An 8,917-nucleotide genomic window follows, 5' to 3' on the forward strand; every position below is an offset into this window, starting at 1 on the left:
TAGAAGGTGACATTATTTATTCAATAGACTTGTATTGCCACAATAATAGCGCTTTTAATATATATAAGATCGGAGCGCTGAAGCGCAACTACATACCTTAAACTTGAATGGCCAAAATAATTTGGATGTTCCTCTGAGCAGCGTCCAAATTATTTGATTGCAAAGACTTTTCCTATTCCATCCTAATTGGAAAATATCCTGTGATTGCGAGCATTCGGAGCAAATGTGTAACCGTATCCGCGAATTGTTTGAATAAAATTTGGCACAGCCCGATCGACTTTAGCCATTTTCTTGCGAATTTGGCCGATATGTACGTCCACCACTCGCTCTTCTGATCCATAATTGCATTTCCAGCCCCAAATTTTTTCGATTAGCTGTTGGCGAGTCCAAGCTTCATCTGAATGAGTTGCCAAAAAACACAAAATCTCATATTCTAATTTGGTTAGAGTCAAAGTTTTATCCTGCAATCTTACTTCCCTACTCATTAAATCGATTTCTAGTTGACCGCAGACAAGGCTGCGCGGGTTGACGCTTCTCCCTCGCCGCAACAAGACTTCTACTCTAACTGCTAATTCTTCAATACTGAACGGTTTGCACATAAAATCGTCAGCACCTGCTTTTAGGATTTTAATTCGATCTTCTTCGGCGGTGCGGCTGCTCAGAATTGTGACTAAAACATTCGTCCGCTTTTGCATTTCTTGACAAAGTTTATAGCCTGTAGTATCGGGCAAATTCCAATCTAAAATCACGAGAACTGGGTTGAATTCATCAAATATTTCTAAGGCTGTTTTGCCGTCAACTGCAAATTGTACTTCATATCTCTGCTTCAGAAAGCGGTAGACTAAATTGCGGACGGGGGCGTCGTCTTCTACAACTAGAATTTTGGTATTTTGAGCGGTAGAGATTTTCATAATTTTTAACTCAATTGTTAATGGTGCAAAGTTAAGAAAGCGAAGCTGTCTAAAAAACAGTCTTTATTCTTTAGTCAGCCTCCGGCGGGCTAAAGTTTTTGTAGGCAATCCCCCTGTGGCATTGGTGCCAACTTAAACCTGGAAGCATTGAAAAATCTCGTTTTTCTCTGAGGCCAGATCCCCCCTAGCCCCCCTTAACAAGGGGGGGACAAGAATCCGATCAAAGTCCCCCTTCTTAAGGGGGATTTAGGGGGATCTGGCCTCGGCTGAAAGCAAGATTTATCAACAGTTCCAGGATTAAGTTGAGACCAATCCCCCTGTGGTGGCCCCGATTTCGATCGCCGAGGTATTTTTGTCAATAAATTAAATCGACACATGACTTATCCAGGCCCGATCGCCTTTCTGTGGAGATTTCAGCCAAAAAACTAATTTTTTCGCGGGATTTGGCAATTCTTTACAAAATTTAACCGAAACTCCCCATTACCAGAAAGAATTGGTTGAAATCAGACTATTCATTACTCCAATCCTCGGACTTATAAGTAGAGGTCGCTCTCAAACTGTCAACTGTCAACTGTCAACTGTCAACTGTTGAAGCTTCGCCGATCAGGGTGAAAGCTGCCCAATCTCTGGGGTTTGGGTGCTGCTGCATTGTCTCCAGCATGGCGCTGCACAGGGCTTGAGCTTTGTTGCCCGTTCGATCGAGATTTTGATAAAATTTCACCATCAAATCGGCTGTAGGAGCATCTGGCACCGCCCACAAAGAGACGATCGCACTGGATGTACCAGCCGAAATTAAAGCGCGAGACAAGCCGATAACCCCGTCACCGGTAATCCGCCCCATGCCGGTATTGCAAGCACTCAAAACCACCAAATCCGCCTGGAGGTGCAGGTGCAAAATTTCCTCAGCCGTCAGCAAACCGCTATCGGTGCGATCGGGTGCAAAGGCGATCGCACTGCCGAGTCCGCGAGTGCGATCGAGCAATCCGTGGGTGGCAAAATGGACAATGCGGGCGTCTGACAACCGCTGAAGCACGGCAGATTTGGTAGCCGAATTTCCCGTGAGGGCTTGGGTTTGGAACAATTGGGCGATCGCCTTAGCTTCGGTTTCTGAATGCGGCAAAGCAGATAACTGCTGCGGAGGTTGGCCCGGTACCAGAGCAACTTCAGGCATTGTCGGATTTCCTACTACTAAAATATCCCCAGCTAAATTAGAAATTTCTTGTCGTTTTTGACTCGTTAATTCCAGAATTTGAATTGCAGGAGCAGTCAAAATAGTATGTTTTTCAATCAAGTATTTTCCAGCAGCATCTTGCAGCGCCGGAAACGGCACAAAAAACAGTTCGCCTTGAGGAATAAAGATAATTTTAGCTGCTGGATCTGTCGGCAACAAGTCAGCAATCGGTTCGATTAGCAGTTGATGGAGTTTTTGCAAGCGAGGGTGATTGGTGAGGCTCGATTCCACTTTTGCTGCTACATCAATTGCAGGCCTCTTAATAGTCAACCCTGCGGGCCAAGAGGATTGGCAGAGCGAGAGAATGTTGTGAGTTTTATCAACAGATATTACTTGCCAAGGTTCCCAATTCGGCGCATCATCGTGGAGTTTGACTAAATCACCTGGGTACATTTTTAGAGTGGGATTGAAATCGCGATTCCTGATGCCGATCGCCTCGCGAGAATCGGCAACCAGCTCTTTGAGCGAAGTATGTTCGTAGTTGATGTCAACTTGGCGGAAGGCTATTTCACCCGTGGGCTGAATTACCCAAATAAAGAGTTCTTCTAAAAAAGAAATCGAATATTCGACAAAAGTTGCATTTTGGGCTTGGGCAATTTCTTGAATGCGATTGATGTTAGGCGGCTTAATATCGGGTATCGCATCTGAATTGGCAGATAACCGAGCACCCAGTAATTCTACAAACGCCCGCGCCCTACCGCGCTCCGCAATTTCCAGCGCCTGTTTGGTTTTTTTCTGGACGATCAGGGTTTTTTCCAAGTGGCGGTAAGTTGCGGCTTGGGTTTCAAAAATAGATACTTTAAAGTTATCGCGATCGCTCAATTTTCCCCGCAGCGATTCCCAAGTTTGAATTGCATCGCCCAGGACTGTTTCAGCTTCTGCAAACTTGCCAAAGTCAAATAAAGCAAGTCCTAAATTGTTGAGAGTTGCCCCTTCTGATGCGGTTTCGCCGATCGCCCGCGCGATCTCCAAACTCTTGCGGCTGTATTCGATCGCCCGCTGGTACTGCCCCAAACAGCGGTAAGCATTGCCCAAATTTCGGCAGGAAGTTGCTTCCCCAGAGCGATCGCCAATTTCCTGCTGAATATCTAAGGATTGTTTGTAAAATGCGATCGCCCGCAAGTAATGCCCCAAATTACTGTAAGCATTACCCAGAATCACCAAAGAATTAGCTTCCCCATAACGGTTGTCAATTTTCGGTGCAAGATTCAACGACTTCTCACAGTATTCGATCGCCAATTGATTTTCCCCCAGGGAAACGTAGGTACGGCCCAAAGCGTTTAAGCAGTTCAATTCTCTATGCTTAGAGTTGATTTTTCGCGCCATATCTAAAGACTGAAGTTGGCACTCGATCGCCTGCTGGTATTCGCCGAGAGAATGATATGCACTCCCCAAATCGCGCCAGGAAGTAGCTATTCCCCCAAAGTGACCGATTTCTCGGTAAATATTTAGGCACTGCTGGTGGCACTCAATTGCTTGCAAGTATTCCCCTAGGGCATCGTAAATACTGCCCAAAGCATTTAGAGACTCAGCTTCTCCACTGCTGTTACCAATATCTTGCTGAATATTTAGCGCTTGCTGGTGATAGTCAATTGCTTGGGAGTATTCACCCCGCGCGCTGTAAATATTGCCTAGATTGTTCAAAGAATTCGCTTCTCCGTAGCCGTTGCCATTGTTTCTATGAATATTGAGCGACTCCTGATAGTATTCCATCGCCTGCGAGTATCTTTCCACGGAAATACTATCACTTTCCGAGAACGAATCTTGCTCGGGGCGCGGTATTTCTGGTCTCTTCAGAATGTTAACAAAAAATTTATTATTAATAGGAGACTGAATCGAGCGGTAAATCGACAACACATCTGCCGCCGACAGCGCCTGTTTGTAGAGCCGAATATCTCCAATATTGCCTCGATAAATGCCACCAAAATCGTCCGATCGCCTGCCAACAGTCAGGGGTATACTATTGATAAGTGAACTCTGTTGCCCTGTTGGGTTGAACCGCCAATCTACTTCCTTGCCATCGACATACCAGCGCCCTCCATCCAATCGATCGCGATCGACAGCAACCCCAACGTGATGCCATTGGTTGTCGCTAATAACAGGGAAAGTATCAATTTTTGTATAATAATATTCGCTACCAGAGTTTACCCAACTTTTTCCATCGGCTATTTGCAGGTTAATTTGACCGTGATAAAGAAATAAAGCCCAACCCCGTAAAGGGCCAGAATTTTGAATCCGTTTATCGATAATCTTGACAATACCCAAATCACCCGTGCGAATCCACGCACACACAGAAAAGTCTTCCGTGCCGACATCCAGCAAAGGAGTGACTGGGAAAGTAACGTAACCTCCTGTCAGCAGCAGGCTTTCTTGCGGCCCGTTTTGCGATCGCTCAACAGCACGGCAAACGCTGTCAATTAGCACTGCTGGAGGGAGATCCGGGCGATCGCTCGCCAAGTTTCCTGCTGCATCAAATGACCAAAGGGCGATCGGTGCTGTATTGAAAGTATTGTAGGCGCTTAATATTGGATATTTCATCTATAGGTTGATGTCTTATTTTTTAGGGAATTGTCAATGTAAATAATGGCGGGGATGGGGCGGGTTTTTGAGATTTTTTGTGGATTTTGTAGATGGTTGGCGAACCCGCCCCTACAGGATTTTGGGATGTTTTTTTGCAGCAAGCTCACCATAAATAAAAATGTACGATCCCTACAATTTGTCTCGTTCGTGTTCGATCCATTGACATTGATTCCTGTAGGGGCGGGTTCACCAACAATCTGAGCCAAAAACCCACAATCTCAAAAACCCGCCCCGGCCCATATATTATGCACGATCGGACTCAAACAAACGGTTCTAAAACAATCTCGTGCAAGCGCACAAACGGATGCTGCAATAAAGCATTCCAATCCGCCTCCAAAGTTACCAGAGAAGATATTTTTTCAAATCCAGTCAGCTCGGCTAGCGCTTCATACCGCAAATCATTTTCAGCATAAATCAGCAGCCTTTCCTCTAAAGTAGCTACCTGTAATTGACTCAAAAGTTTGTCCCGCAGCGCAACTAATTCAGTAATAGTTTCGTACCACAAACCGTATTTAGCCAACAGTAAAACGCGATGCCTCAGCGATGCAGTTTCTAGCTTAACTAAGATTTCTGGTGCCAATTTCACTCGCTCAACACACCCGTAGCGGGAGATATTCCCGCAGAAAAAATCCCAGCGATATTTTTTGCCAATTTCCAGAGGAGGTGCATTTGGTGGCAAGCAAAAACTCACAAGTCCCGCTGTTTTTGCAAGCTGAAAAAATGTTCGGAAAACTACTTCTTGATTTTCTTCGTCCCGCAGCACAAACTCAAAGGAAATGTCATCGGGAAATGGAGCCGGCAAGTACAGCCAAAAAGTCGGATGTGCGATCGCAGTCAATCCTAAATTTAGAGCCGGAATTAAAGCTAAAAAGTGGTGAAGATCGTCGCGGCTGCCTGCATCTCCGCGATCGCCCGGTGCACCCCGCGCAGGCGGCTCGTATGCGAGTATCTGCGGCTGCAAATGCGGTTCCCCCGATGAATCGGCGATCGTAGCAGCCAATCCAGGTTGAACAATGGTTACAGCCACCAGCAAATTAATCGCCGCCTGCTGTAGGAGCAGTTTTTTGTCATTCATAAAATATCTGCGAGGTAGAGGTACAAAGTCTCAGCGCGATCGCACGGCACCTGAAAATAATCTTGGCAGACTTTTATCTGCGTTTATCTGTGTTTATCTGCCTTAATCTGCGGTTTTTCTAATCAATCGTTGTGAGCCAAAGTCTAAATATCTGCAACTAAATGACAAATTCCGAAAAACCTAACTCATGCGATCGCTTTTGTCAACTCAATTTCTTGAGGCAAATCGCCAGTTGTCTCGTCTTTTTCCGAATATGGATCGCATAACTAACTCAAAGATTATTCCTAACTTTTCGATACTTACTTAAATCTGCTACCTTTTCTGCTACCCTAAAAGCATATAGCTATCTTACCAAATAGCAGACCGCGTTCCTCCACAATTCTTGAGAAAAACTTATGTCTGCGATCGCACCATCCCCCAACCCACCCGTTTTAGAAGAACTTCGCTCCGGATTGCCCAACATTTGCGGTTCCGAAGCAGAAATCACTGCCGCCACCAACAGCAACGAACCAGTCTTTTTACCTAAGACAAATCTGCGCCTCGAAAACATTCAAGCCGGATTTGCTTGCGCCCTGCATATGCACCAACCTACAATTCCAGCAGGTGCAAAGGGCGAACTAATCTGCAATCTCCAGAATATGTTTGAAAATCCCAACCAAGGAGACAACCACAATGCCGGAGTCTTTGCTTGGTGCTATTCACGCATGGGAGAATTTATTCCCCAACTGATTGCTGAAGGTTGCAACCCGCGAATTATGCTCGACTATTCGGGCAATTTATTGTGGGGATTGCGCCAAATGGGACGCGACGATATCTTCAACAACCTCAAGCGAATTACCTGCGAACCTGAATACCAACCCCACGTAGAATGGCTGGGGACAATGTGGAGTCACGCCGTTATTCCCTCAACTCCAATTCCCGATATCAAACTCCAAATTCAAGCATGGCAACATCATTTTGCATCCATTTTTGGCATAGATGCCCTGAAGCGCGTTAAAGGTTTTTCGCCTCCAGAAATGCACTTTCCCAATCACCCCGATACTCTTTACGAATACATCAAAGCTTTGAAAGAATGCGGCTACCGCTGGCTAATGGTGCAGGAACATTCTGTGGAAAATATCGACGGTTCGGGATTGTCGCAAGACCAAAAATACATTCCCAATCGTTTGCAATCCCGCAATTCTCGCGGCGAAACCATCAGCATCACGGCTTTGATTAAAACCCAAGGTTCCGATACAAAATTGGTAGGTCAAATGCAGCCTTATTACGAAGCAAAAGGACGCAACAAACAGCAAATTAGCAATGTCACAATTCCTTCTTTAGTTACTCAAATTGCCGACGGCGAAAATGGTGGCGTGATGATGAATGAATTCCCCAGCGCCTTTGTCAAAGCTTGGCACGAAAACCGCGAACAAGGTGGCGGAAAATCCGGTGTTGTCGGTTTAAATGGGACTGAATATTTGGAGATGATTGAGGCGGCGGGTGTTAATCCTGATGATTATCCTGTTTGTCAGGGGATTAATCAGCACAAGATTTGGCTGCAAGTGAATCCTGATAGTGCAACGCCGGAAAAGGTGGAAAGTGCGATCGCGCAACTCAAGCAAACCGATCACAATTTTCACATGGATGGTGCATCTTGGACTAACGATTTAAGTTGGGTGAAGGGCTACGAAAATGTCCTGGAACCAATGAATCAACTCAGTGCAGCCTTTCACAAAAAATACGACACGCTGGTACAGAAAGATGCTGCTGTTACCAAGCAGTTTGAATATCAGCAGGCTTTGCTTTACAACTTGTTGGTACAAACAAGCTGTTTCCGCTATTGGGGACAGGGAACTTGGACTGATTACGCGCGCGAACTTTACAACCGCGGCGCTGCTTTGATGAAATAGAAGATGAGACGGCGGTTGAAACCGCGTCTACACAGACAAAACCCGCCTCCGCGGGTTGAAGTAACAAAATTTATGGTAGAGTGCCCCGGAAACCAACTATTTGACCAGTGTCAAATATCTCGGCTGACGCACCTTATACTTGTTGGCAAATTCGGGTCAATTACCAATTGCCAATTACCAATTACCAATGCCCCATTCCCCATTCCCCATTACCAAATCCTACATTTCCTGCATCAAACGCAAATAATTTTGTCTCATCTGCGTCATATTTTCCATCATTCTATTCGCCATATCTTTCTCAACTTCGCTCATTTGCTGCCAAAATACAGCAGAACGTCTGGCCAGAATTGCGTCTTCCCACAACATCTCCAAAAGTTGCGCGGCCATCGGATTTTCAGCATCTATAATCCCGCACAATTGCTCGAAAGCTCGGTTAGCTTCGGCGTGACTCCCAACATCCTGAGCGAGAGTCAGGCATTTTTTGAGTTGTACGATCGGGTTTTCAGAAGAGTAAGCCATAATTTCACTAAGTTTAAGCTACCAAATTTACACTGACACCTTTGAGATTACTAGAGTTGCGACACGGCCGCACAGTTCCCCAAATACCACCGCCAAGGCAAATCAATCCCTTTAGTAATCCCGATCCGCGTAGTTTGCACAAAATTTATTGTACCCTCCTCCACGGCTTGCTGAAAGTCTTCGCTCCGGTGTTCCAACCGCAGCGCTTGGCCTGCATCCAAGGGTAAACCGCTAAAAGTTCGATCGATCTCCAGCACCTTACCAAAAACTTGGGTTTAAAGCCCCGTCCTTCTAGGACGGCTTTGTGTTAGAATTTTAGCGTAGGGAGTTCCCACGTAAGATGTTCGTTCTAGAATTCAAGGCGATCGGCAAACCAAATCAGTCCTCCGCTATAGACGAAGCAATCAGAACTGCTCAATTCGTTCGGAATAAGTGCGTCCGTTTCTGGATCGACAACCGAGGAGTAGGGCAAAAAGACTTGTACCGTCACAGCACTGCGCTCAGAGAAGAGTTTGCCTTTGTTAAAGAATTGAACTCTAGTGCCTGCCAAGCCTCTGTGGAAAGGGCTTATTCTGCCATTGCTCGGTTCTACGACAACTGCAAGAAAGCCGTTCCCGGAAAGAAAGGTTATCCGACTTTCAAGAAAAACAGTCGCTCAGTTGAGTATAAAGTCAGCGGCTGGAAACTCTCAGAAACTCGGAAGCAAATC

General features: G+C 45.7%; 6 protein-coding genes and 1 pseudogene. 2 read left to right on the forward strand and 5 right to left on the reverse strand.

What is annotated here, in order from left to right; translation table 11 throughout:
- Positions 1-182: 182 nt before the first annotated feature.
- The 3 genes from JGK16_RS31285 to JGK16_RS31295 form a co-directional block, all read right to left on the reverse strand.
- Positions 183-911 carry a response regulator transcription factor gene (locus tag JGK16_RS31285; protein WP_293193786.1) on the reverse strand — a complete coding sequence of 243 codons (729 nt, stop codon included), beginning with the start codon at positions 909-911 and terminating at the stop codon, positions 183-185.
- Between the two features lie 574 nt (positions 912-1,485).
- Entirely contained in the window at positions 1,486-4,680 is a 3,195-nt protein-coding gene (locus tag JGK16_RS31290; RefSeq protein WP_293193784.1) for a CHAT domain-containing protein, read from the reverse strand.
- A 301-nt stretch (positions 4,681-4,981) separates the two neighbouring features.
- Complete coding sequence (locus tag JGK16_RS31295; protein WP_293186938.1) at positions 4,982-5,797, reverse strand: DUF928 domain-containing protein; 816 nt, start codon at positions 5,795-5,797, stop codon at positions 4,982-4,984.
- A gap of 395 nt (positions 5,798-6,192) precedes the next feature.
- On the opposite strand from JGK16_RS31295, the gene JGK16_RS31300 reads away from it, so the two are divergent.
- A complete protein-coding gene (locus JGK16_RS31300) occupies positions 6,193-7,689 on the forward strand; it encodes a glycosyl hydrolase family 57 (protein ID WP_293193782.1) in 1,497 nt (498 codons plus the stop codon).
- Between the two features lie 219 nt (positions 7,690-7,908).
- On the opposite strand, the gene JGK16_RS31305 is transcribed toward JGK16_RS31300, so the two are convergent.
- Both JGK16_RS31305 and JGK16_RS31310 read right to left on the reverse strand, forming a co-directional pair.
- A complete protein-coding gene (locus JGK16_RS31305) occupies positions 7,909-8,208 on the reverse strand; it encodes a hypothetical protein (protein ID WP_293148499.1) in 300 nt (99 codons plus the stop codon).
- A gap of 50 nt (positions 8,209-8,258) precedes the next feature.
- Positions 8,259-8,465 carry a DNA-3-methyladenine glycosylase gene (locus JGK16_RS31310; protein WP_293193780.1) on the reverse strand — a complete coding sequence of 69 codons (207 nt, stop codon included), beginning with the start codon at positions 8,463-8,465 and terminating at the stop codon, positions 8,259-8,261.
- Between the two features lie 83 nt (positions 8,466-8,548).
- Between JGK16_RS31310 and JGK16_RS31315 the strand changes: the two are divergent.
- A pseudogene (locus tag JGK16_RS31315) lies at positions 8,549-8,917 on the forward strand (RNA-guided endonuclease TnpB family protein); the annotation flags it as partial.

It is taken from the genome of Microcoleus sp. PH2017_09_SFU_O_A, from assembly GCF_020738625.1.
Taxonomy (GTDB): domain Bacteria; phylum Cyanobacteriota; class Cyanobacteriia; order Cyanobacteriales; family Microcoleaceae; genus Microcoleus.